Raw genomic sequence first — 21,229 nt, forward strand, 5'->3', positions numbered from 1 at the left:
CGCCCCGCCTATGCTGGCGGGTAATCGCCCGTACGAACGACCTACGAACGACCTACGCACGACCGAGGAGCCCGCAGATGAGCACCGCACCGGCCACCCGAACCGCCGTCGTCACCGGCGCGAGCAGTGGCATCGGCGCGGCCACCGCCCGGCAGCTCGCCGCCGCCGGCTACCACGTCGTCCTCACCGCCCGCCGCAAGGACCGCATCGAGGCCCTCGCCGCCGAGCTCACCGACGCCGGCCACTCCGCGGCCGCCCACGCCCTCGACGTCACCGACCGCACCGCCGTCGACGCCCTCGCGGCCTCCCTCGACCGCTGCGACGTACTCGTCAACAACGCGGGCGGCGCCATCGGAGCCGAGCCCGTCGCCACCGGCGACCCCGCCGACTGGCGCACGATGTACGAGGTCAACGTCATCGGCACCCTCAACGTCACCCAGGCCCTGCTCCCCGCCCTCACCGCCTCCGGCGACGGCACGGTCGTGGTCCTCTCCTCCACCGCCGGCCACTCCACCTACGAGGGCGGCGCCGGCTACGTCGCGGCCAAGAACGGCGCCCGCGTCCTCGCCGAGACCCTCCGCCTGGAGATCGTCGGCCAGCCCGTACGCGTCATCGAGATCGCCCCCGGCATGGTCAAGACGGAGGAGTTCGCGAAGACCCGCTTCCGCGGCGACGCGGAGAAGGCGGAAAAGGTCTACGCCGGCGTCGCGGAACCCCTGTCCGCCGACGACGTGGCCGACACCATCACCTGGGCGGTGACCCGCCCCAGCCACGTCAACATCGACCTCCTCGTGGTCCGCCCCCGCGCCCAGGCCTCGAACACCAAGGTCCACCGCGACCTCTAGGCCAGCCCGGCTGCCTTCAGGTGCGGCATCAGGGCCGCGGGCTTCAGCCCCGCGGCCTTCGCCGCACCCAGCGCCCGCTCCAGATCCGCCGCCAGCGTCGGCGTGAAGTGCAGCAGCACGATGTCGCCGGCCTTCAGCCGCGGCGTGGGCGGGGTCTCGCCCCAGGTGGTGAAGTCGTGCGTCCACGTGACCAGCGCCTTCACCCCGCACGCCTTCGCCGCGAGCCGCACCTCGTCGTTCACGGCCCCGTACGGCGGCCGCAGCAGCCTCGGCACCCGCCCGAAGACGGCCTCGATCCGCTCCCCGGCCCCGCACACCTCGGCATCCTTGCCGACCGCGTCGAGCGTGGTGAGATCCGGATGGCTGACGGTGTGGTTCTCCACGCTCGCCCGCCCCTCCTCCGTGAGCCGGGTGAAGTACCCGGTGTCGTACGAGGCCGCCCCCGGCAGCAGGAACAACGTCACCGGCACCCGCTTCTCCAGCAGGATCCGGGCCGCGTCCGGATCGTGGCTCCACCCGTCGTCGATCGTGATGAACACGACCTTCTCGGACGTCGGCACCTGCCCCACGACACCCGGCAGCCCCACCCCCGCCTGCGCGGACCCAGCGGCCCCCAGAGCGAGCGACAACGCCGCGACCACGGCGACGAAAACACGAGATCTCCCCATGCCGCCATCTTGGTCTAGACCAATTCCACGGTCAACCCTCGTACCACAAAAGGAAGTTGACCCCTCGCCCGCCCCGGGTCCGTATGGGTGAATCCACGCGAAATGTCAGCGTGCGCGGCTACCCTCCGAAAGCGTGAGCCACGAAAAGGAGGAAGCTATGGCCGTGATACAGCACGAGACCACGATCGCGGAGGCCGCCGATCGACTCTCCAAGGAGCTTCCCAGGCACCGAGTGGAGATTCTCCACGGGAGGCTCACCGTGACACCACCCGCCGACGGGGCGCACGCGCTCGCTCTGAGCTGGCTGATCGAGAAGTTCTACGAGGCCGGGGCCAAGAAGGCCGGCCTGCGCTACGTCCAGGGCGTCGGCATCTGGCTGCCCACCGGCCCGGACGACTACGCCATCCCGGACTTCGCACTCGTCAGCAAGGACTTCCTCGCTTTCAAGGGACGCAACAACTGCTACCCGCCCGACGTCTTCCGTCTCATCGTCGAGGTGACCTCCTCGAACTGGTCGGATGACCTCGGATCGAAGGTCGACGCCTACGCCAAGGCCGATATCCCCTTCTACATCATCGCCGACCGCCGCCACGACGAGGTCGTGGTCTGCCGCGACCCGCGCAACGGCACCTACCGGCTCCGCACGTCCCACAAGCGGGGCGAGTCCATCACGGTCCCCGAGTACGTCGGGGTGTCCCTCGATCTCCCCGTGAATCTCCTCCTCGACGGCGACGAGGACTGATCTCACGCGGAGGGGGGGGGGGGGGGGGGGGGGGGGGGGGGGGGGGGCGCCCCCCCCCCCCCCCCCCCCCCCCCCCCCCCCCCCCCCCCCCCCCCCCCCCCCCCCCCCCCCCCCCCCCCCCCCCCCCCCCCCCCTCCACTCCCCCGACAGCCGCGCCCGGGCCTCAGCCCTTGATGCAGATGACCTGCTTGAGCTTCGCCACGACCTGGACGAGGTCGGTCTGCTGGTCGATGACCTGCTCGATCGACTTGTACGCGCCCGGGATCTCGTCCACGACGCCCGAGTCCTTGCGGCACTCCACGCCCTTGGTCTGCTCCACCAGGTCGCGCGCCGAGAACTTCTTCTTCGCCGCCGTCCGGCTCATTTTCCGACCCGCGCCGTGCGAGGCCGAGTTGAACGACTTCTCGTTGCCGAGGCCCTTCACGATGTACGAGCCCGTGCCCATGGAGCCCGGGATGATCCCGTAGTCGCCGCTGCCGGCGCGGATCGCGCCCTTGCGCGTGACCAGCAGGTCCATGCCGTCGTACCGCTCCTCCGCCACGTAGTTGTGGTGGCAGCTGATCTCACGGTCGAAGGACACCTTCGCCTTCCGGAACTCCTTGCGCACGACCTCCTTGAAGAGGCTCATCATCGCCGCGCGGTTGTATTTGGCGTACTCCTGCGCCCAGAAGAGGTCGTTGCGGTACGCCTCCATCTCCGGGGTCGCGGACAGGAACACCGCCAAGTCCCGGTCGACCAGGTTCTGGTTGTGGTCCAGGCTGCGGGCCACGCCGATGTGGTACGCGGCGAGCTCGTTGCCGATGTTCCGGGACCCGGAGTGCAGCATCAGCCAGACCGAACCTGTCTCATCTAGACAGAATTCGATGAAATGGTTGCCGCTTCCGAGCGTTCCGATCTGCTTCGTGGCACGTTCCTGACGGAATTTGACCGCATCGGTGAGGTAGTCGAAGCGCTCCCACAGGTCCTCGTACCCCTCCACCGAGAAGCCGTACAGCCGCGACGGGTCCACCGCCTCCTTGTGGAGGCCCGTGCCCACCGGGATCGCCTGCTCGATCTTCGAGCGGAGCCTGGACAGGTCACCCGGCAGGTCGTTCGCCGTCAGGGACGTCTTCACCGCCGACATGCCGCAGCCGATGTCCACGCCCACCGCCGCCGGGCAGACCGCGTCCTTCATGGCGATCACCGAGCCGACCGTGGCGCCCTTGCCGTAGTGGACGTCCGGCATGACGGCCAGGCCCTTGATCCACGGGAGGGTGGCGACGTTGCGCAGCTGCTGCATCGCGCCGTCTTCGACGGACGCCGGGTCCGTCCACATCCGGATCGGGACGTTCGCCCCGGGTACCTCTACATACGACATACGGAATCAATCCCCCGAAAACCACAGAAAAGTCAGAATGCGCAAAAAGCCTCGCTCTTGATCCCAAATACGACAGGGGACCGGCGCCAGCACCAGCGTGTGCGATAGACATTGTGTCCAGCCGTGACCAAGGAGCGGCAACGCATTTTCCTGACCGCCGGGGTTCCGGCGGTCGAAGGGAGCCAGTGGACGTGCAGCGCAAGGCGGTACGGCGAGGGTCGCGGATCCTGCCAGGCATCGCGGTGCTCACCGCGCTCGCGGCCGGCGCGCTCGGTCTGACCGGGTGCACCGGCGGGAGCAGCGGCGGCGGCACCAGTGACTCGAAGGCCGGCGGCAACCCCGCCGTGCCCGCCCAGCCGGGGAAGTACCGCAGTCTGCCCGCGCCCTGCAAGGCCGGCGTCGACAGCAAGAAGCTCAAGGCCATGCTGCCGGCCGGGGACAGCCTCACTCCCGAGCAGCGCGACCAGCTGTACGCGGGCGTCGCGGACGCCTCGTACGACGGCGACCGGCACGTCGGCTGCCGCTGGACCGCGCAGTCGCCCGAGGAGACGCGGCTGCTGTCGGTCGGATTCGAGCGCGTGGTCTCGTACGACCGGGCCACCGCCAGCGACGACGACAAGGCGAAGCAGGTCTACGTACGGCTGCTCACCGACGCGCACCTGCCCTTCCCCGGTCCGGCCACGAGCGCGAGCCCGGGTCCCGGCACTCCCGCCACTCCCGCCGCCCCCAACCCGGCCGCCCCCTCGGCCTCCGCCACGCCGCCGGCCGGCGCGCCGACCCCCTCGGCGAGCCCGTCCGCCCCCGTCGAGCTCGGCTCCCGCGTCCTGGACGGCCTCGGCAGTGACGCCTTCATCGAGGACAAGCTGAGCCCCGCGGGGGCCACGGCCGCGCAGGCGCGCACCGTGCGGATTGTGTTCCGTACCTCGAATGTCATCGTCAAGGTCGAGTACAGCGTGCAGCCCGCCCTGCCCGGTACGGTCCCGCCGAGTGCGGAAACCCAGGACAGGGCACGGCAGTTGGCGCAGGCCCTGGTGGAGCGTTTCAACGAGTGAGCGGCGCCCGCCGCAGCCGGGCGTGACGCCGCGCACAGCAGGCGGGCACCCGATCGGGCTACCGTTGCCCGGGTCCCGCGTCCGAAGCAGACCCTCACACGCACTGAAGGAACCATGCACCGATCAGCCTCGCGCCTCACCCGCGTTCTCGCCTGCGCAGCCGTCCCGGTGATCCTCACCGTCGCCGGCTGCTCGTCCGACTCGGGCAAGGACTCGGGCTCGAACGACGGCAAGAAGTCCAGTTCCTCCTCGTCGGCGAAGCCCAACGCGAAGTCGTCCGCGCCGCTGGAGAAGGCGGCCTTCGCCACGCTCCCGGACCCCTGCAAGGCGCTCGCGTCGGCGACGATAGACACGGTCGTCCCGGAGGCGAAGGACAAGAACGGTACGGGGACCAAGTCGAACGACCTGACCAGCCGTGCCGGCTGTGCCTGGAACGGCCTGCAGTCGGACGGCCTGAAGGGCTCGCAGTACCGCTGGCTGTCGCTCTCCTTCTTCCGTGCCGACTCGCACACCTCCCTCGGCAGCGCCAACAAGCGCGCGGAGGAGGAGTACGGCAAGCAGGTCGAGAAGGCGAAGGCGTCCGAGGGTGCGCAGAACCTGAAGGCCGAGGCCACGGAGGGGATCGGCGAGCAGGGGACGTCGGTCGTCTACAGCGTCAAGAAGGACGTCGACTTCTTCAACACGACGATCGTGGCGCGCCACCAGAACGTGGTGGTCACGCTCGACTACAACGGCGCCGCGTACGAGGGTGCCGGCGCTCCGGACCAGGCGAAGCTGCTCCAGGACGCCGTCGCGGCGGCCAAGGAGGCAGTGGCCTCGGTCGACGCCGCCAACAAGCAGCAGGCCGAGCAGCCGCAGTCGGAGCAGCCGCAGTCGCCGCAGCCCCAGCAGTAGCCCCCGGCACCGGCAGTGGCACCGGCAGTGGCGGTGGCGGTGGCGATGGCGGGCGGGACGGGGTGGGGCGGGGCCTCCTGGGGCGCTGACATCCAGTCACCCGTACGCTGTGCCTGCCGCAGCTTGGTAAAGGCTCGGTAAGCACTTCAGCGCTCGGTATGTGCTCGACAAGGGGAGGGGATCGCGGGTGGCCGCGATGCAGCTGACTCGTACGCACCGGATACTCATCGGCGTCGTGGTCGCGGGAGCCGTGGTCATCGCGGGGATCGGCTTCGCGGGCTCGTACGCCGCGGTGCGCACCCTCGCCGAGCAGAAAGGCTTCGGCAGCTTCTCGCTGGTGTTCCCGATCGGCATCGACGCGGGCATCTGTGTGCTGCTCGCGCTGGACCTGCTGCTGACGTGGCTCCGGATCCCCTTCCCGCTGCTGCGTCAGACGGCCTGGCTGCTGACCGCGGCCACCATCGCCTTCAACGGGGCGGCCTCCTGGCCCGATCCGCTGGGTGTCGGCATGCACGCCGTGATCCCGATCCTGTTCGTGGTGACGGTGGAGGCCGCCCGGCACGCGGTGGGCCGGATCGCGGACATCACCGCGGACCGGCACATGGAGGGCGTGCGCATCACGCGGTGGCTGCTGTCGCCGATACCCACGTTCAAGCTGTGGCGCCGGATGAAGCTGTGGGAGCTGCGCTCCTACGAGCAGGCGGTCGGCATGGAGCAGGACCGGCTGATCTACCAGGCCCGGCTGCAGGCCCGGTACGGGCGCTCCTGGCGGCGGAAGGCGCCGGTGGAGGCGCTGATGCCGCTGAAGCTGGCCCGGATCGGCGTGCCCCTCAAGGAGACGGCTCCGGAGGCGCTGGCGATGACGGGCATCGAGCCCGCGGTGCTGCCCCCGCTGGATCAGCAGGGTGCGGCGGCCGGCGCTCCGGCGCTGGTGGCCGCGGCGGCCGCGGCGGGGCCGGCCCAGCCGTCGGAGCAGGCGGAGCAGGCCCGGCAGGCCGCCGAGGCGCAGGGCGGGGTGCCGGGGCCGCCCGCGGTCGTGCACGGCCCGCCGCCGTTCGCGGTGGAGCCGACTGCCATGCCGGCGGCGCACAACAGCGCGTGGTTCGCCGCGCCGAAGGCGCCGCAGGCGGCGTACGAGGGCGGCTACAACCCGCAGTACGTCGAGGGGCTGGAGCCGACTCCGGTGCTGCCTCCGATGGGGCCGGAGGAGCAGCAGCCGGTGCAGCGGGACCTCCCGATCCCGGCGCCCCGCCAGGAGGGCCTCCCCCAGGGCGCGCAGGCGGCACAGGGCCCGCAGGGTGCCCAGCCCGCCCAGGCGCAGCAGGCCCCGGAGGAAGGCCCGGAGACGCCCGACGAGGCCGAGTTCGCCGAGGTCGCGTACAAGGTGTTCTGCGCGCTGTCCGACGAGAAGCAGGACTACCCGTCGGCCGAGGCGCTCGACATACACCTCTCGGACGGCTACGGCGTGACCCATCCGCGCAGTGGTTCCCTGCTGCGCCGGATGATCCCGGCGTTCAAGCTGCGCTACAACAAGGACCGCGAGGCCGAGCACATCGCCTGACGGCCACGGACAGGAACCATGCGGAAGGGCCCGCACCCCGAAGGGTGCGGGCCCTTCCGCATGGTCCCGCGGGCTCAGACGGCGAGCAGCTTGCGCACCCGGTCCGCGCCCACCGCCAGCAGCAGCGTGGGCAGTCGCGGCCCGGTCTCCCGGGTCACGAGGAGCCGGTAGAGCAGCGCGAAGAACGTCCGCTGCGCGACCTTGAGCTCGGGCGTCGGCTTGGCGTCGGGCTCCAGCCCGGCCATGACCTTCGGGACGCCGTAGACGAGCGTGGTCAGCCCGTCGAGGGACCAGTGCGAGTCCAGGCCCTCCAGGAGCAGGCGCAGCGACTCGCGGCCCTCGTCGTCCAGGGACGACAGCAGCTCGGTGTCGGCTTCCTCGCGTACGAGGGTGCGCTGGTCGGCCGGGACCTGGGTGGTGATCCAGTTCTCGGCGCGGTCCAGGCGCGGCCGTACCTCGTCGAGGGAGGTGAGCGGCTGCGACGGGTCGAGGTCCGTCAGGATGCGCAGGGTCTGCTCGTCGTGGCCGGCGGTGATGTCGACGACGGACGCGAGCGTCCGGTACGGGAGCGGGCGCGGGGTGCGCGGCAGCTCGGCGGCGGCGGTGCGCACGGCGCGGGTGTGCGCGGCGGCGTCGGCGGGCAGGACGGAGCCGTCGGCGACCTTGGCCTCCAGCTTGTCCCACTCGTCGTAGAGCCGCTGGATCTCCTGGTCGAAGGCGATCTTGAAGGACTGGTTGGGGCGGCGGCGCGCGTACAGCCAGCGCAGCAGCTGCGGCTCCATGATCTTCAGCGCGTCGGCCGGGGTGGGGACCCCGCCCTTGCTGGAGGACATCTTGGCCATGCCGCTGATGCCGACGAAGGCGTACATCGGTCCGATCGGCTGCTCGCCGCCGAAGATGTGCACGATCTGGCCGCCGACCTGGAAGGACGAGCCGGGCGAGGAGTGGTCGACGCCGGAGGGCTCGAAGATGACGCCCTCGTAGGCCCAGCGCATGGGCCAGTCGACCTTCCAGACGAGCTTGCCGCGGTTGAACTCGCTGAGCTTGACCGTCTCGGTGAACTCGTCCTCGGTGCAGACGTAGGTCATCTCGGTGGTCTCGTCGTCGTACGAGGTGACCTTGGTGAAGTCCTTGCCGCATTCGCCGCAGTACGGCTTGTACGGGAAGTAGCCGCCCTCGCCGGTGCTGCCGTCGTCCTCGGCGGCCGCGCCGGAGCCCTCGGCGGCCTCCAGCTCTGCTTCGTCGACCTGCTTCTGCTGGGGCTTCTTGCCGCCCGGCTTCTGCTTGGTGCGGTACTGGTCGAGGACGGCGTCGATGTCGCCGCGGTGCTTCATCGCGAACAGGACCTGCTCGCGGTAGACGCCGGTGGTGTACTGCTCGGTCTGGCTGATCGGGTCGTACTCGACGCCCATCTCGGCGAGGGCCTCGACGAAGACGGCCTTGAAGTGCTCGGCCCAGTTCGGGTACGCGGAGCCGGCCGGGGCGGGCACGGCGGTCAGCGGGCGCCCGATGTGCTGGGCCCACGACTCGTCGATGCCGGGCACGCCGGCCGGGACCTTCCGGTACCGGTCGTAGTCGTCCCAGGAGATGAGGTGGCGGACCTCGATGCCCCGGCGGCGGATCTCGTCCGCGACCAGGTGCGGGGTCATGACCTCGCGGAGGTTGCCCAGGTGGATGGGGCCGGAGGGGGAGAGTCCGGACGCGACGACGATGGCTTTGCCCGGGGCTCGGCGCTCCGCCTCGGCGATGACCTCGTCCGCGAAACGGGAGACCCAGTCGGTCTCGGTGCTGCTCTGGGCGCTCTGAGCCACGACACGTCCTTCTATCTCGAATGCTGGCTGTCAGCCATTCTCCCAGACGGAACGGGCCGCTCCGGGGTTGCTTCCGCCCAGTGATATCCCGCGATACGGATCGCGCCCGCGTGGGATACTCGGCACTTGTCGGAAGACCCAAGTACAGACCCAAGTACAGAACCTCACAGGAACGGCAGCTCATGGCCTCGGTCCCTTCGCTCGCTTCGTCCGTCAACCAGCGCGTCGCCGACGCCCTTGCCTCCGCCCTGCCGGAGGCCGGTGGCGCGGACCCGCTGCTGCGACGAAGCGACCGGGCCGACTTCCAGGCCAACGGCATCCTGGCGCTCGCGAAGAAGGCGAAGGCCAACCCGCGCGAGCTGGCGACGACCGTGGTCGAGGGCATCCCGACCGGTGACCTGATCCAGGAGATCGAGGTCTCGGGCCCGGGCTTCCTCAACATCACCATCACCGACAAGGCGATCGTCGAGACCCTGGCGGCGCGTGCGCTCGACGACCGCCTCGGCGTCCCGCTCACGGCGAACCCGGGCACCACGGTGATCGACTACGCGCAGCCGAACGTGGCGAAGGAGATGCACGTCGGGCACCTGCGGTCCGCCGTGATCGGCGCGGCGATGGTGGAGATCCTGGAGTTCACGGGCGAGAAGGTGGTCCGTCGTCACCACATCGGCGACTGGGGCACCCAGTTCGGCATGCTCATCCAGTACCTGCTGGAGCACCCGCACGAGCTGGACCACAAGTCCGGCGAGGAGGTCTCCGGCGAGGAGGCCATGTCCAACCTCAACCGCCTCTACAAGGCCTCGCGCGGCCTCTTCGACTCCGACGAGGAGTTCAAGACCCGGGCCCGGGCCCGGGTGGTGGACCTCCAGGCGGGCGAGCCGGAGACCCTCGCGCTGTGGCAGCGGTTCGTGGACGAGTCGAAGATCTACTTCTACTCCGTCTTCAACAAGCTGGACATGGACATCCAGGACCCCGACGTGGTCGGCGAGTCCGGATACAACTCCATGCTGGTGGAGACCTGCAAGCTGCTGGAGGAGTCGGGCGTCGCCGTCCGCTCCAACGGCGCGCTCTGCGTGTTCTTCGACGACGTCAAGGGCCCGGACGGCAACCCGACCCCGCTGATCGTCCAGAAGTCCGACGGCGGCTTCGGCTACGCGGCGACCGACCTCTCGGCGATCCGCGACCGCGTGGGCAACCTGGGCGCGACCGAACTGATCTACGTGGTCGACGTGCGGCAGTCCCTGCACTTCAAGATGGTCTTCGAGACGGCCCGCCGCGCGGGCTGGCTGAACGACGAGGTCAAGGCCGTGCAGCTGGCCTTCGGCACGGTCCTCGGCAAGGACGGCAAGCCGTTCAAGACCCGTGAGGGCGAGACGGTCCGGCTGGTGGACCTGCTGGACGAGGCCGTGGAGCGGGCGACGGCCGTCGTGCGGGAGAAGGCCGAGAAGGTCGGCCTGACCGAGGCGGAGATCGTCGAGAACGGCCAGTACGTGGGCATCGGCGCGGTCAAGTACGCCGACCTCTCCACCTCGGCCTCGCGCGACTACAAGTTCGACCTGGACCAGATGGTCTCGCTGACCGGTGACACGTCCGTGTACCTGCAGTACGCGTACGCGCGGATCAAGTCGATCCTGCGCAAGGCGGGCGAGGCGGGCGATCGCAAGCCGGTGGCGCACCCGGAGCTGGGGCTGGCGCCGGCCGAGCGCGCGCTGGGCCTGCACCTGGACCACTTCGGCGAGCTCATCGCCGAGGCGGCCGCGGAGCACGCCCCGCACAAGGTGGCGGCGTACCTCTACCAGCTGTCCTCGCTGTTCGCGACGTTCTACGAGCAGTGCCCTGTCGTGAAGCCCGAGCCCGAGCTCGTCGTCGGCGAGAACCGGCTGTTCCTGTGTGACCTGACGGCCCGCACGCTCACCAAGGGCATGTCCCTCCTCGGGATCCGGACGCCCGAGAAGCTCTGACATCCGGACTCCGGACAGAACACGCCAAAAGCCCACGACCCCGGCAGCCGCTGCCGGGGTCGTTGGCCTTTCGTGATGTTTAAGCCATCAACTTTCACGCCGACCCCACTAATCTGATCATGTTCAAAAGATATGTGTGGGGGGAAATAAATGAAGAAGAACATCAAGCGCATGGCCGCGGTCGCCGCGGTCGCCGTGGCCGGACCGACCATCCTGACCGCCACGCCCGCGATGGCCGCCGACCAGCCGGCCGTGATCGTTCCTGACGTGGCGCCGAAGGACGACGCCACCGCCGACGCCGGTGCGCCGACCACGCCCGTGGCCGGCACTCCCGACGCGGAGAAGCCCGTCGCCGAGAAGCCCGCGCCCGTCGCTGAGAAGCCGGCGCCCGTCGTCGACACGCCCGCGCCGACCACCCCGGCTCCGGCGCCCGCCGAGCAGCCCGCGAAGGACGCCAAGCCCGCCGCGGACAAGCAGCACGCCGATTCCGACGGCATCATGATGGGCCCCGACGTCACCGTCGCGGGCATCCCGAAGACCGGCTTCAAGCCGGGCGGCGACTGGACCCAGCTGAAGGTGTCGGTCGACAACTCGGGCGGCGACTGGGTCAACGGGCTCCAGCCCCGCCTCTCGGTCGACAAGGCCGGCGGCAAGCTGAAGGCCGGCCACTACGAGATCGAGTCGCGCATCGTCCGCACGGACGGCAGCAGCTACTGGTGGCCCGCCACGGCGCTCGACCACGAAACCGACGCCACCAGCATGAGCGACTACTTCATCGGCACCGTCGGCACCCTCGACCGCGGCGCGAGCTACGACATCGACGTGCGCATCCGCTTCACCGCGGACGCCCCGCGCATCAACTTCGACATGGCCTCCGACGCCGTGAGCATCAGCGCCGACGGCTGGAAGTACGGCCCCAGCAGCTGGTACGACGCCAAGATCGAAGGCGCCGAGGACGGCGAAGAGGACCCGTTCGTCGACGGCCCCGCGCTCGCGGTGAACGGCGTACCGGAGACCGTCAAGGCCGGCGGCGACTGGACCAACCTGTCCGTCCGCGTCGACAACTCCGGCAAGAAGGCCCTGGACGGCTTCAACGTCGGCCTGGTCCTGGCCCGGCCGGACTGGGTCCCGATGAAGGGCTCGCAGGTCAAGGTCGAGGTCCTGAGCAAGGACAAGAACGGCAAGGCCGGCTGGCACGAGGCCGAGATCCGGTCCGAGGAGGAGGGCGTGTTCCTCGGGGTCGACCTCGCGGGCGGCCCCGTCGCGGACGGCCAGAGCTTCGACATCCAGGTCCGCATCCGCCTGACGGCCGACGCGCCGCTCGGCGACCTGCGCATCTCCTCCTGGGGCTCGTCCCAGGTCGGCCCGGAGACGCCCACCCCGTGGGCGACTTCGTACTCCAAGGCCCGCCTGACGAAGATCGTCGCCGCCGACCCGGCCACCGGCGGGAACGGCAACCAGCCCAACCCGAACGGCGGCGCGAAGCCGATCGCCGACGACACCACCGGCCACACCGGCGGCGAACTCGCCGCCACCGGCGCCGACGCGGCCACCACCTGGGCCCTCGGCGGCGCGGGCCTGGCCCTCGCCATGGGCGCCGCCCTGGTCGCGGGCACCGGCCGCCGCCGCCGCGCCACCGCCTGAGCCGACCGCTCGGCTCCGGCCGACACCTCGGCCGTGTGACGGGGCCCACGGGGAATGTTCTCCCTGTGGGCCCCCTCTTTCGAGGCATGAAGACCGTGACCGTGACCGAGACAGAGACCGAGACCGTGACCACCTCCCGGCGCCGCGCCGGAAACGCCGTCGCCGCCCTCCTCGCCGCCGACGGACTGCTGCACCTGTACTGGGCCACCGGCGCGACCTGGCCCGCCGCCGACGAGCGGGCGCTGTCCCTGGCCGTCCTCGGCCTGGAGACCTCCTTCGGGCCCCAAGTGGTGCTGCCGCTGGCCGCCGTGACCCTGGCGGGCGCCACCGCGGTCCTGGCCCACTCCCGCGGCCGCGGCGGCCGCATCACGCGGGCCGTCACCGCCGCCGTCGCCACCGGACTGGCCGTACGGGGCCTCGCGGGCCTCGGCTGGGCCGCCGGACTCCTCGACAGCCCGGCCGGCAGCCCCTTCCACTTCCTCAACCTCGCGCTGTACACGCCCGCTTGCCTGGTCTTCGGCTGGGCGGCCGCCCGCCTCGCACGCACACCCGCCATTCACCCGAACGGCCCGATTGCGTCCGTGCACCCCGGGTAGGGGACGGCCCGTCCTTCCCCCACCCGACCACCGGAGGCCTCCGTGCCCGACATGAACGGCCCCTACAAGCCCGGAACCCCCTGCTGGATCGACCTGATGGTCCCCGACCAGCAGGCCGCCCTCGACTTCTACAAGAACCTCTTCGGCTGGCAGGGTGAGATCGGCCCGGCCGAACAGGGCGGCTACTCCGTCTGCACCCTCAAGGGCAAGCCGGTCGCCGGCATCATGAAGGCGAGCAACCCGGACGGCACCGTCCCGGACCCGATGCCGCCGACCGCGTGGACCACGTACCTGGCCACCGATTCCCTCGACTCCACCCTCAAGTCGGTCACCGACGCCGGCGGCTCGGTGATGATGGGCGCGATGGACGTCATGGACCTCGGCCGGATGGCCGTGATCACCGACCCCACCGGCGCCGCCGTCGGCCTGTGGCAGGCCGGCACCTTCGACGGCGCCGGCATCGTCAACGAACACGGCGCCCTCATCTGGAACGAGCTGAACACCGGCGACGTCCCCGCCGCGGCCGCCTTCTACACCGCGATCCTCCCCGTCACCACGGCCCGGTCCACGATGCCGGACGCCGGGGACTACACCGAGTTCAAGGTGGGTGACCGCGCGGTCGGCGGAATGATGGACCTGGCGAAGCTGCCGGCGGGGGTGCCGCCGCACTGGATGCCGTACTTCCACGTGGACAGCGTCGACGAGATCCAGGCCGCCGCCGTACGGGCCGGGGGCAGCGTCATGGCCCCGGCCTTCGACATGGTGGCGGGCCGGATGGCCGTCCTCGCCGACCCCCAGGGCGGCGTCTTCTCGGTGATCACGGCGACCGCCCCGGAGCAGACCGGCTGAGGTGACCTGATGCGACCCGGCGCACGGGGACACGCTCCCCGTGCGCCCCCTCACCTCGTGAACCGGTGCCACCAGCGACGGGGCCGCCGGGCCGCCTCGCGCATGCCCGCGGCCTCCTGCCTGCACTTGGCCTCCCGCTCCGCGTCGCCGACCGCGGCGAAGCCCGCCGCGGCCCGCTCGAAACCCTCCGCCGCCTCCGCAAAGCGGCCCAGACCGCCCAGGGTCCCGGCCAGTGCCCGCACCGCAGCGGCCTGGTCCTCCACAGCGTCCAAGAGCGCGCAGGCCCGCTCGTGCGCCTCCAACGCCTGCGTCCACCGCCCCTCCCGCTGGTGCAGCACGCCGAGGTTGATCATCACCACGCCTTCGCCGTCCCGGTCTCCCCCTGCGGTGAAGAGGCTCAGCGCCTCCTCGAAACGGGCCCGCACCTCGTGCGACGAACCCGTGGACAAAAGCGATAGTCCGATCCGGTTCAGGATCCACGCCATGCGGGTCCGGTAGCCCAGATCCCGCACGATGACGAGTGCCTCTTCCCATACGACCAGGCACTCCTCGCCCCGTCCCGCCGCCCAGAGCGCCTCACCGAGTGCGTCCAGCACGATGACCTCGCGGTGCCTGTCGCCCAGCTCCCGCATGAGGGCGAGAGACTGCCGGTGCATGGCGATCGCCTCATCCAGCCGTCCCAGGTGCTGGAGGTCGCTGCCCAGCGCCAGCAGCACCGCGGCTTCCGCGTGCAGGAACCCCACCTCGCGGTAAATCTCCAACGCTCGCTGGTGAGCTTGCCGTGCCTCCTCTAAACGGCGCGCGGCAGCGTACGAGGTGCCCAACAGGGTCAGCGCCCTGCCCTCCCCCTCCCTGTCAGAGGCCTCGCGGAACAGGGCGAGGGCCTCCGTCAGCCGCTCGGTGGCCTCCCCGTCGTCCGCCTGGCACAGTGCGCTGCCGAGGTCGCAGACCGCGACGGCCAGGCCGTCGGGCCTGCCCGTCGTGCGCACGGCCGCGAGTACGTGGCGCGCCATCAGCAGGTTTTCTTGCGTATGCCCGTAGAGCTGGAAGTAGGGAGACAGGAGGCCGGCCAGTTTCACAGCGGTGTCCACCCGACCGGAGTCGGCTGCGAAGCCCACGGCGGCAACCAGCATCGGCCGCTCCGTGTCGAGCCAGTCCAGCGCCTGCGCCACGGAAGGCAGTCCCGGCCCACTGCTGCCCGGACTGTTCACTCCCAGGAGCTCCTGCGCCACGCCGGTGCTCAAGACCAGGTCGGCCAAGAAGGCGTCCGTCGCCTCCTCCCGCCCGTCCTCCTCCGCGCACTCCTCCCCCCGCTCCAGCGCGTACAGCCGCAGCAGGTCGTGCATCCGCCACCGCCCCGAGCCCACCGGCTGCTCGGTCAGCAGGCTGGCCCGTACGAGCGCGGCCAGCTTGGGCCGCACGTCCTCGCCCTCGCCGGTGAGATGGCCGGCGTACTCGGTGCGGCAGTCCGGGCCGGGGTTCACCGTCAGCAGCCGGAAGATCCGCGCCTGGTCGGCGGGCAGCCGCGCGTACGAGAGGTCGAACGCGGCCCGCACCCCCACCGGTACGCCGCCCTCGTCGAAGGTCAGCGCCTCCAGCCGGCTCCGGGCTTCGGCCAGCCGCTGCGCCAGCTCCCCCGCGGACAGTCCGGGGTCGCCCGCCAGCACCGCCCCCGCCACCGCGAGGGCCAGCGGCAGCCGTCCGCACCGCCGGGCGATCCCGGCGAGTGCCTCGGGCTCCCGTGCGGGCCGGGGATCGTCCGGCCACGCACGCAGCACCGCGTCCGCGAGGAGCTCGGCCGCCGGACCCTCCGCCAGCTCGTCCAGCGGGAGCACCCGCCCCGCGAACCCGGGCGCCACGAGCCGGTGCCGCGAGGTCACCAGCAGCCGGTGCGCTTCGGCGGCCGGTACGAGGTCGCGCACCTGCCCGACCGCACCCGCGTCGTCGGCCACGATCAGCACGCGCTGCCCGGCCTGGGCGAAGGCCGCCAGCCGCGCCCGGTACAGCGCGACCCGGCCCTCCGGCGACTCCGGCATGTCCGTGTCGCGGACCCCCAGGTGGCGCAGCATCTCCTGGACCGCCTGCGGCCCGCTCACCCCGCCGTCGGGGGCGTAGCCGCGCAGCGACAGGAAGAACACGCGGTCGCCGAACCAGCCCAGTTCCACGGCCCGGTGGGCCGTGGACACCGCCAGCGCGCTCTTGCCGACGCCGGCCAGCCCGGCCACCACGACGACCGGAGGGCCGCCCTCCGCGAGTAGGCCCAGCAGTTCCTTGACCGGCCCGTCGCGCCCGACCAGGGCGGCGGGCGCATCGGGCAGGCCGAGCAGCGCCCGCGGTGCGGGGCCGGCGCCGGCCGCGTAGGTGATGTGGTCGCCGGCGACCTGGGTGATCCGCGCGTCCCCGTCGGCGCGGGCCCACTGCTCGTTGCCCACTAGGGGGTGGGCGGGGTGGTGGCGCTGGGTGCGGACCCATCGCCGGCGGTCTGCTGCACGCGGGCGCCGTCGTCGGCCCGAGCCCGCTGGTCCAACAGACCGGGAGCGGGGCTGCCACCGGACTGGGTGATCTGACCCGTCCCCGAGGCGCGGGCCCGCTGCCGCACGACGGTCTGCCCGGCACCGGCGGCGCCCGACCCGTTGCCGGCCCACCAGGCCCCGGCCAGCCCGAAGGCCGCCGCCATGGCCCCGGCGAAGCCGGCGGCGGCCGCCACCTTGTCCGAGTCCTTGTCCGGCAACCAGCCGAAGGGGTCCGCCTGGCCCAGCTTGAAGCTGAGCAGGAACACGATCGCCGTGCCCCCGATGACGACAGCCCACCGCAACGGACGTGACACTGGCCCCCCCTTGATGCGTCTTCCGAGCATCCGAAGCTAGCAGGCACCCCCGCGGAACTCGCACCAGACGACCTTCCCGGGCGTCCGCGCCAGCACCCCCCAGTCGTCGGAGAGCGCGGCGACGAGCGTGAGCCCGTGCCCGTGCGGCCGCCCGGTGATCCGGGAGAACCCGGGCCCACTGTCGTGCACCTCGACGCGGACGGTCCCGTCCTCGAAGCCGAACAGCCGCAGCAGGTAGCCGCGGCCGCGCGGGACCCCGTACCGCAGCGCGTTGGTCGCCAGCTCGCTCACACAGAGCAACATGTCGTCGAGGCGGTCGGTGGCCCCCCACGCCCGCAAGGTGTCACGTGTGAAGTGCCGTGCAGCTGCGACGGATCGGGGTGAGCGGAGGTACAGACGCTCGCGCATGAGCGCCGCCTGAATAGTTGGATTCACGGGACGATCGTCGCGTTGCGTGACTAGCGTGTGGCTGAGCGCCGACCCGTACTCCTTGATGAGTACGGGTCCGCACGGGGTAATCCATGCACGCAGGCGGGGAGTTCGCTGTCATGCCACCGAGGAAACGAGTACGGCCGAACGCGACGACCATGAAGATGGTCGGCGCGATGGTGGCCGCCGCCCGCATCGCCAAGAACCTGACCCAGAAGCAGCTCGGAGAGCTCGTCCGGCTGGATGCGGAGACCATCGCATCGATCGAGCAGGGCCGCCGCGCGCTGATGCCGAACGTCGCCGAGCTGATGGACCTACACCTGGGCCTGCCGGGCCTGCTGACCGTGGCGGCGCTCGAGATGCCTGAGCGGGATGCGAGCCCTCCCTGGTCGGAGGAGTACATGGATCTCGAAAGGCAGGCCATTGCCATCAACTGGTACGAGAGCATGGTCGTTCCGGGAGTCCTCCAGACCGAGAACTACATGCGGGCTCTCTTCCGCTGCCGCGTACCGGCATTCCTCCCAGAGGAGATCGAGGCGCTGATCGTCCGGCGACTCTCCCGGGTGCAGATGCTGCATCAGCAACACCCGCCGAGCGTCTCTTTCGTGATCTCGGAAACGGGACTCCGCGACAGGATCGGCGGCGACGCAATCTGGGCCGAGCAGGTACGTAACCTGCTGGCCTGCATGGAGCTTCCCCACGTCACCATGCAGATTCTGCCGCTCGGCCAGACGTATCATCCGGCCCTTTCCGGCTCATTCACCATGCTGGAAACACCTGAACATGTGCACCGCGGCTACTTCGAAGGTCAGCGTGGCAGCAAGCTCGTCACCGACCCCGATGACGTCAGCATCCTGGCCCAGCGGTATGCCATGCTGCGAACCCAGGCCCTCAACCCTCTTGAGACAAAGGGCCTGCTGGACCGCATGCTAGGAGAGCTATGAGCACCGAACTGAAGTGGTTCAAGTCCATCTACAGTGGCGGCGACGGCGACGCCTGCGTGGAAGTCGCCCTGGCCTGGCACAAGTCCAGCTACAGCAGCCCCGACGGCGACCAGTGCGTAGAGGTCGCCCAGGGCGCGAGCCAGGTCCACGTCAGGGACTCGAAGGTCCAGGACGGCCCCGTCCTGGACCTGGCGCCGGCGAGCTGGGCGGCGCTGACCGGCTGGCTGGCTCGATGACGGAAGCCTGCCTCGATGAGGCGAGCAACATACTGCTCGCGCCTTCCACGTCGCAGGACAACGACCTGGTCAGGGACTTCTTCGGGTCCGTGATCACACCGGAGGACCTCGCCTCCGGGTCGACCGACCTCGCGCGGAAGACCGTCTACCTGTGTGGCGACGTAGCCAAAATCCACCGCAGCCAACTCAACACGGCGGAGCGGGTTTTCGTCGTCCGGGAGCTGTCGCACGGTTACGGCGAGGACGCCGACAGACCTTGGACCCTCGTCGATGTCGGCCGAGTTCCCGTCCGGGTACACGGCGCCGGCGTGTTCTACCGCCGGTTCTTCGACCTCGACGCCGATGACTTCGGACGGATCCGCGCGGAGCACGCCTTCCAGTCCCTGACGGAGTCCACCAAGCCGGGAACAGCCCATCGCAGCGGAATCTATCTGACGCCTGTCGAGCAGAGCGGCGACGAACTGCATTTTCGCCTGCTGCGGTGCTCCACGAATCTCTCGGGGCCGACCGAGGGCTTTCGCGCGACCGACACCCGCATCGTCGAGGCGCTGAATCGCGAGGCCGCCACCGTCTTCCGGGGTCAGGCCCCGCTGAATCACGTCCTCGCGCAGATCTACCACAACACCCTCGCCACGGCGGAGCGCAAGCAGTCCAAGGCCAAGATATCGGCCCATGCCGACAAGACCAAGGACATGCCCGTCAACGGCGTCATGGCCTTCTGCACCTTCTATGACGGGCTCGAAAAGCTGCGGCCCCTGGCCGAAGACGCCTTCGACTACGGCGTGAAGCGTGCCAGCGGGCTGACCAGACTGCGCTTTCGCCTCAAGGAGCCGATCGAGGAACGCGACGGGGTCGCGCTCCCGCCGCAGTTCGAGCTGACGCTCTATCCCGGCTCGGTGTTCTTCATGCCGCTCTCCACCAACCGTCTGTACACGCACGAAATCCGGCCCTCGACGCTGGACGCCGAGAACCTGCCGACCCGCCTGGGGTACGTGGTGCGCTGTTCGAGCGCCGAGGCCGTGCACAGGAACGGCCAGACCTTCCTCAAAGCGGCCGGGGATCTGGTGAAGCTGGGGCCGCCCACACCCGAGGGCATGGACGAGCTGCGCAGGCTGTACGCCGAGGAGAACAGGACCTCGTCCTTCATCGACTACGGCGACGCATTCCTCTTCAGCATGAACACCGGAGACTATGTTGCCCCCCGCGCCTAGGATCTCGGACGAGTTCGTCTCGCACTCGCTGGCGGCCGCGCCGGATCTCTTCGCGGAACTGTCCGCGTCGGCTCGTCTGGAAGACGTGGGAAAGGGCCGGCAAGGTGCCGTGCTCACCAGGGCCGACGAGGCGGAGGGTGTGGCTCTCGTCCGCACCACCACCCAATACAGCGGCCCTGCGCAGCGTTTCCGCGCGGTGCATGAACGGCTGGCGCAGCAGATCCAGGAACATGCGGCGATCCCGGTCGGCTTCAACAACGCTCTCATCGAGAGCTACACGAACGCGTACAGAACGATGGGCAGCCATTGCGACCAAGCCCTGGATCTGGCCGAAGGTTCCTTCATCGCCGTTTTCTCCTGCTACCGGCGTCCTGAAGCGGGTCCGCCACGGAAGCTGGTATGCGAATCAAAGGGGTCCGGTGCCGACGCCTTCGAGATCCCCCTCGCCCACAACAGCGTGGTCGCGTTCTCCGTCGCGTCGAATCGGCGGTTCAAGCACAAGATCGTGCTGGACACGGCCGCCCCTACCGTGGACAACCAATGGCTGGGCGTGACGTTCCGGACGTCGAAGACCTTCGTCCGGTTTCGCGACGGGCATGCGTACCTCCCGCAGGGCGCGCGCCTCACATCGGCCGACGACGAGCAGAGGCGCGAGTTCTACCGCCTACGGCGCCGCGAGAACGATGAAACGGACTTCGTCTATCCCCCGCTGACGTACACCGTCAGCGAGAGCGATCTGCTGCCGCCCGTCTGACGTCAAGGGCGGCTGGCCATCAGGGCCGCCAGGCCGTCCAGGATGCGGTCCAGGCCGAAGCGGAACTGGAAGTCCGGCTCGCCGGAGCCGGAGAACGCGTCCGAGTCCAGCAGCCCCGTCACCGCGGGGTGGCTGTCCGGTCCGGTCATGAGCCGCAGCGTGCGGACGTACTGGCCGAGCGCCTGGTCCGGGGCGACCCCTGACTTCACGATGGCGTCCATCATGTCGGCGGCCATCGTGGCCTCGTTCCGCACCAGGCCCCCGATCAGGATGATCGTCGAGAGCTTCTCGCTCTCCGCCAGACCCGTGCCGGCCATGGCGCCGAGTCCCCGGTCCATCCAGGCCAGCTGGTTCGGGGAGACGGGCGCGGCGGTGATCGGGATGCGCAGGATCCAGGAGTTGGCCATCAGGACGGCCCGCTGCGCGTACGCCCAGTCCGTGAGCAGTTCGCGCCAGCCCCACCCCCGCGCCTCGGGCGGCAGCGGCGGCGGGGTGCCGACCCCCGCGTCCGACATGAGGACGTAGAGCTCCTCCTTCGCGGCGACGTAGCGGTAGAGGGACATCGTCGAGACGCCCAGTTCTTTGGCCACGCGGCCCATGGAGACGGCGTCCACCCCCTCGGCGGCGGCCAGCGCCACCGCCGCCTCCACGATCCTCGGCAGCGTGAGCGTGGGGCGCGGCCCCTTGCCGGGGCGTTCGCGCAAGCCCCAGGCCATTTCCAGGCTCGCCGGGAGCCCTGTCCCGTTGTCCTCGTCCGCCATGACCGCCCGCTCCTCGATTGACCCCCATCCTAGTTCTGTGTATTACTTACACAGAAGAGCGTAAGGCATACGCAGAAGCAGAAACAG

20 protein-coding genes are annotated in these 21,229 nt (G+C 70.4%); 13 read left to right on the top strand and 7 right to left on the bottom strand.

The features are described 5' to 3' along the window. Window positions 1-77: 77 nt before the first annotated feature. Window positions 78-845, top strand: a complete 768-nt coding sequence (locus ACZ4VT_RS09685; protein WP_467948085.1) for an SDR family NAD(P)-dependent oxidoreductase — start codon at window positions 78-80, stop codon at window positions 843-845. On the opposite strand, the gene ACZ4VT_RS09690 is transcribed toward ACZ4VT_RS09685, so the two are convergent. Then, window positions 842-1,513, bottom strand: coding sequence for a polysaccharide deacetylase family protein (locus ACZ4VT_RS09690; protein WP_467948087.1), 672 nt, complete (start codon window positions 1,511-1,513; stop codon window positions 842-844). The two genes, ACZ4VT_RS09685 and ACZ4VT_RS09690, sit on opposite strands and share 4 nt — an antisense overlap. Before the next feature lie 157 nt (window positions 1,514-1,670). On the opposite strand from ACZ4VT_RS09690, the gene ACZ4VT_RS09695 reads away from it, so the two are divergent. Beyond that, window positions 1,671-2,255 (top strand): Uma2 family endonuclease, encoded by a 585-nt coding sequence (locus ACZ4VT_RS09695; protein ID WP_467948089.1) that lies wholly within the window; start codon window positions 1,671-1,673, stop codon window positions 2,253-2,255. A gap of 163 nt (window positions 2,256-2,418) precedes the next feature. Here the strand turns inward: ACZ4VT_RS09695 and ACZ4VT_RS09700 are convergent, their stop codons facing one another. Further along, entirely contained in the window at window positions 2,419-3,612 is a 1,194-nt protein-coding gene (locus ACZ4VT_RS09700) for an RtcB family protein (protein ID WP_467948091.1), read from the bottom strand. 191 nt (window positions 3,613-3,803) lie between these two features. Here ACZ4VT_RS09700 and ACZ4VT_RS09705 point away from each other — a divergent pair, with 191 nt between their 5' ends. From ACZ4VT_RS09705 to ACZ4VT_RS09715, 3 genes are all read left to right on the top strand, one after another. Further along, window positions 3,804-4,664 (top strand): DUF3558 domain-containing protein, encoded by an 861-nt coding sequence (locus ACZ4VT_RS09705; RefSeq protein ID WP_467948092.1) that lies wholly within the window; start codon window positions 3,804-3,806, stop codon window positions 4,662-4,664. Between the two features lie 114 nt (window positions 4,665-4,778). Then, a complete protein-coding gene (locus tag ACZ4VT_RS09710; protein ID WP_467948093.1) occupies window positions 4,779-5,558 on the top strand; it encodes a DUF3558 domain-containing protein in 780 nt (259 codons plus the stop codon). Between the two features lie 187 nt (window positions 5,559-5,745). Beyond that, window positions 5,746-7,119, top strand: coding sequence for a DUF2637 domain-containing protein (locus ACZ4VT_RS09715; protein ID WP_467948095.1), 1,374 nt, complete (start codon window positions 5,746-5,748; stop codon window positions 7,117-7,119). Between the two features lie 74 nt (window positions 7,120-7,193). On the opposite strand, the gene lysS is transcribed toward ACZ4VT_RS09715, so the two are convergent. After that, the gene (gene lysS / locus ACZ4VT_RS09720) at window positions 7,194-8,930 is read right to left on the bottom strand and encodes a lysine--tRNA ligase (RefSeq protein ID WP_362814171.1); all 1,737 of its coding nucleotides are present in this window, start codon (window positions 8,928-8,930) and stop codon (window positions 7,194-7,196) included. A gap of 182 nt (window positions 8,931-9,112) precedes the next feature. Between lysS and argS the strand changes: the two genes are divergently transcribed. The 4 genes from argS to ACZ4VT_RS09740 all read left to right on the top strand — a co-directional run bounded on the left by argS (window position 9,113) and on the right by ACZ4VT_RS09740 (window position 13,980). Beyond that, window positions 9,113-10,891 (top strand): arginine--tRNA ligase, encoded by a 1,779-nt coding sequence (gene argS, locus ACZ4VT_RS09725; RefSeq protein ID WP_467948096.1) that lies wholly within the window; start codon window positions 9,113-9,115, stop codon window positions 10,889-10,891. Between the two features lie 150 nt (window positions 10,892-11,041). Next, window positions 11,042-12,535 (top strand): hypothetical protein, encoded by a 1,494-nt coding sequence (locus tag ACZ4VT_RS09730; protein WP_467948098.1) that lies wholly within the window; start codon window positions 11,042-11,044, stop codon window positions 12,533-12,535. A gap of 101 nt (window positions 12,536-12,636) precedes the next feature. Further along, complete coding sequence (locus tag ACZ4VT_RS09735; protein ID WP_467948100.1) at window positions 12,637-13,131, top strand: DUF3995 domain-containing protein; 495 nt, start codon at window positions 12,637-12,639, stop codon at window positions 13,129-13,131. A gap of 51 nt (window positions 13,132-13,182) precedes the next feature. After that, the gene (locus ACZ4VT_RS09740) at window positions 13,183-13,980 is read left to right on the top strand and encodes a VOC family protein (protein WP_467948162.1); all 798 of its coding nucleotides are present in this window, start codon (window positions 13,183-13,185) and stop codon (window positions 13,978-13,980) included. A 50-nt stretch (window positions 13,981-14,030) separates the two neighbouring features. Here ACZ4VT_RS09740 and ACZ4VT_RS09745 read toward each other — a convergent pair whose 3' ends face one another. Genes ACZ4VT_RS09745 through ACZ4VT_RS09755 form a run of 3 tightly spaced genes read right to left on the bottom strand, consistent with a single transcriptional unit; the run spans window position 14,031 to window position 17,215 of the window. Further along, entirely contained in the window at window positions 14,031-16,412 is a 2,382-nt protein-coding gene (locus ACZ4VT_RS09745; protein ID WP_467948101.1) for a tetratricopeptide repeat protein, read from the bottom strand. Next, the gene (locus ACZ4VT_RS09750) at window positions 16,412-16,807 is read right to left on the bottom strand and encodes a hypothetical protein (RefSeq protein ID WP_467948102.1); all 396 of its coding nucleotides are present in this window, start codon (window positions 16,805-16,807) and stop codon (window positions 16,412-16,414) included. Before ACZ4VT_RS09750 ends, ACZ4VT_RS09745 begins: the two co-directional genes overlap by 1 nt. Before the next feature lie 36 nt (window positions 16,808-16,843). Then, window positions 16,844-17,215 (bottom strand): ATP-binding protein, encoded by a 372-nt coding sequence (locus ACZ4VT_RS09755; protein ID WP_467948104.1) that lies wholly within the window; start codon window positions 17,213-17,215, stop codon window positions 16,844-16,846. Between the two features lie 179 nt (window positions 17,216-17,394). Here ACZ4VT_RS09755 and ACZ4VT_RS09760 point away from each other — a divergent pair, with 179 nt between their 5' ends. The 4 genes from ACZ4VT_RS09760 to ACZ4VT_RS09775 are packed head-to-tail and all read left to right on the top strand — an operon-like array spanning window position 17,395 to window position 20,381. Beyond that, on the top strand, window positions 17,395-18,180 hold the full coding sequence (locus ACZ4VT_RS09760) for a helix-turn-helix domain-containing protein (protein WP_467948106.1): 786 nt from the start codon (window positions 17,395-17,397) through the stop codon (window positions 18,178-18,180). Then, entirely contained in the window at window positions 18,177-18,416 is a 240-nt protein-coding gene (locus tag ACZ4VT_RS09765) for a DUF397 domain-containing protein (protein WP_467948107.1), read from the top strand. Before ACZ4VT_RS09760 ends, ACZ4VT_RS09765 begins: the two co-directional genes overlap by 4 nt. Then, window positions 18,413-19,627, top strand: coding sequence for a hypothetical protein (locus tag ACZ4VT_RS09770; protein WP_467948109.1), 1,215 nt, complete (start codon window positions 18,413-18,415; stop codon window positions 19,625-19,627). The genes ACZ4VT_RS09765 and ACZ4VT_RS09770 overlap by 4 nt, the downstream gene beginning before the upstream one ends. Then, a complete protein-coding gene (locus ACZ4VT_RS09775) occupies window positions 19,608-20,381 on the top strand; it encodes an alpha-ketoglutarate-dependent dioxygenase AlkB (protein ID WP_467948110.1) in 774 nt (257 codons plus the stop codon). The genes ACZ4VT_RS09770 and ACZ4VT_RS09775 overlap by 20 nt, the downstream gene beginning before the upstream one ends. Before the next feature lie 2 nt (window positions 20,382-20,383). Here the strand turns inward: ACZ4VT_RS09775 and ACZ4VT_RS09780 are convergent, their stop codons facing one another. Next, the gene (locus tag ACZ4VT_RS09780; RefSeq protein ID WP_467948112.1) at window positions 20,384-21,142 is read right to left on the bottom strand and encodes a TetR/AcrR family transcriptional regulator; all 759 of its coding nucleotides are present in this window, start codon (window positions 21,140-21,142) and stop codon (window positions 20,384-20,386) included. Window positions 21,143-21,229: the final 87 nt, after the last annotated feature.

The organism is Streptomyces sp. NPDC029164 (assembly GCF_055563995.1).

Bases quoted from the DNA above. Each gene is read 5' to 3' on its own strand.
- ACZ4VT_RS09770 (WP_467948109.1), top strand. From the start codon at position 18,413: ATGACGGAAGCCTGCCTCGATGAGGCGAGCAACATACTGCTCGCGCCT.
- ACZ4VT_RS09775 (WP_467948110.1), top strand. From the start codon at position 19,608: ATGTTGCCCCCCGCGCCTAGGATCTCGGACGAGTTCGTCTCGCACTCG.
- ACZ4VT_RS09755 (WP_467948104.1), bottom strand. From the start codon at position 17,215: ATGCGCGAGCGTCTGTACCTCCGCTCACCCCGATCCGTCGCAGCTGCA.
- ACZ4VT_RS09760 (WP_467948106.1), top strand. From the start codon at position 17,395: ATGAAGATGGTCGGCGCGATGGTGGCCGCCGCCCGCATCGCCAAGAAC.
- ACZ4VT_RS09765 (WP_467948107.1), top strand. From the start codon at position 18,177: ATGAGCACCGAACTGAAGTGGTTCAAGTCCATCTACAGTGGCGGCGAC.
- ACZ4VT_RS09730 (WP_467948098.1), top strand. From the start codon at position 11,042: ATGAAGAAGAACATCAAGCGCATGGCCGCGGTCGCCGCGGTCGCCGTG.
- ACZ4VT_RS09685 (WP_467948085.1), top strand. From the start codon at position 78: ATGAGCACCGCACCGGCCACCCGAACCGCCGTCGTCACCGGCGCGAGC.
- ACZ4VT_RS09690 (WP_467948087.1), bottom strand. From the start codon at position 1,513: ATGGGGAGATCTCGTGTTTTCGTCGCCGTGGTCGCGGCGTTGTCGCTC.
- argS (WP_467948096.1), top strand. From the start codon at position 9,113: ATGGCCTCGGTCCCTTCGCTCGCTTCGTCCGTCAACCAGCGCGTCGCC.
- ACZ4VT_RS09700 (WP_467948091.1), bottom strand. From the start codon at position 3,612: ATGTCGTATGTAGAGGTACCCGGGGCGAACGTCCCGATCCGGATGTGG.
- ACZ4VT_RS09695 (WP_467948089.1), top strand. From the start codon at position 1,671: ATGGCCGTGATACAGCACGAGACCACGATCGCGGAGGCCGCCGATCGA.
- ACZ4VT_RS09740 (WP_467948162.1), top strand. From the start codon at position 13,183: ATGAACGGCCCCTACAAGCCCGGAACCCCCTGCTGGATCGACCTGATG.
- ACZ4VT_RS09780 (WP_467948112.1), bottom strand. From the start codon at position 21,142: ATGGCGGACGAGGACAACGGGACAGGGCTCCCGGCGAGCCTGGAAATG.
- ACZ4VT_RS09710 (WP_467948093.1), top strand. From the start codon at position 4,779: ATGCACCGATCAGCCTCGCGCCTCACCCGCGTTCTCGCCTGCGCAGCC.